Source organism: Enterobacter cloacae complex sp. ESBL7 (genome assembly GCF_041679625.1).
In the GTDB taxonomy this organism is placed as follows: Bacteria; Pseudomonadota; Gammaproteobacteria; order Enterobacterales; family Enterobacteriaceae; genus Enterobacter; species Enterobacter asburiae_B.
This window is the reverse complement of sequence record NZ_JBGORN010000045.1, coordinates 1-426: the sequence shown is the minus strand read 5'-3', so window position 1 is coordinate 426 and position 426 is coordinate 1. Positions and strand designations below refer to the sequence as shown.

Sequence of the window (426 nt, the reverse complement as noted above, 5' to 3'; positions counted from 1 at the left end):
TGGCCGACCGGGCCACGCTGACCGGCACCACCTTTGCCAGCCAGGGCACCACCCAGGCGGGACAGCTGACGGTTAACTACGGCCAGCTGAACAACAGCGGCACGCTGCTCGGCAACGCGCAGCTGAACATCGACGCGGACCAGGTGACCCAGAGCGCGGGCGGCAGGCTGCTGAGCGGCGGCAACCTGTGGCTGCAGAGCCGGGGGCTGGACCTGACCGGCCAGCTGGTCTCTCTGGGGGACTTAACGCTGCAGCTGACGAACGCGTTTACCAGCCGGACCGCCGTGGCGGCAGGCCGAACCCTGACCATCAGCAGCGGCGGCGACATCGATAACCGCAGCGTGCTGCAGGGGCAGGCGGTTAACCTCAGCGCGGGCGGGCAGCTCAGCAACAACGGACAAATCACCACCGGCGGCGGCACCAGCA

General features: G+C 68.8%; 1 protein-coding gene. It reads left to right on the top strand.

The features are described from left to right. Positions 1-426, top strand: a 426-nt coding sequence (locus tag ACERY3_RS25385; protein WP_373226807.1) for a hypothetical protein, incomplete at both ends; no start/stop codon positions are given.